The sequence below is a fragment of the Mesorhizobium sp. M2C.T.Ca.TU.002.02.1.1 genome, from assembly GCF_003997225.1.
This window is the reverse complement of sequence record NZ_RZTO01001417.1, coordinates 1-713: the sequence shown is the minus strand read 5'-3', so window position 1 is coordinate 713 and position 713 is coordinate 1. Positions and strand designations below refer to the sequence as shown.

Here is a 713-nt window from a genome sequence, read left to right as displayed (position 1 = left end):
GCCGAGCAGGTGGGTGGCGAAGGAGTGGCGCAAGGCATGCGGCGTCGCGGTGTCGGGCAGGTTGAGCGCCGAGCGCAGTTTCGCCATCTCGCGCTGGACGATGGCCGGGTTGAGCGGGCCGCCACGGACGCCGCGGAACAACAGCCCCTCGGGCCCGATATGGAAGGGACAGAGCCGGCGGTATTCGGCGACCGCCTTGCGGGCCACCGGCAACACCGGCACCAGCCGCGTCTTGCCGCCCTTGCCGGTGACCCGCAGCACGGTGTCGGCGTCCGAGGCGAGGTCGCCACCGGTCAGCCCGAGCGCCTCGGAGATGCGCAGGCCGGAGCCATAGAGCAGCGTCAGCACGGCGGCATTGCGCGCGGCGACCCAGGGTTCGTCAGCGAGCTGGCCTTCCACGGCCACGACCTGTTTCGCGTCGCTTGCCGTCAGCGGCTTGGGCAACGACTTCGGCTGGCGTGGCGCGCGCAATGCCGTCGCGCCCGCTGCGTTGACCATCCCGCGTTTTTCGAGAAAGCGCAGCAGCGAGCGGACGCCGGCAAGGCCGCGCCCCAGCGTGCGGGCGCCGGCGCCGTCATTGCGGCGCTTGGCGAGGAAGCCGCGCAGATCGGCCGGCCGCAGGTCGGCGATGTCCGAAATGCCTGGAGGGCCGCCGCGATGGCCGGTCAGGAAATGCAGGAACTGGCGGGGGTCGCGCTCATAGGCCTCGGCGG

1 protein-coding gene is annotated in these 713 nt (G+C 72.1%); it reads right to left on the bottom strand.

What is annotated here, in order from left to right; all coding sequences use genetic code 11:
• A partial coding sequence (locus EOD07_RS36480; RefSeq protein ID WP_164772964.1) for a tyrosine recombinase XerC occupies nucleotides 1-713 on the bottom strand: 713 nt, incomplete at both ends.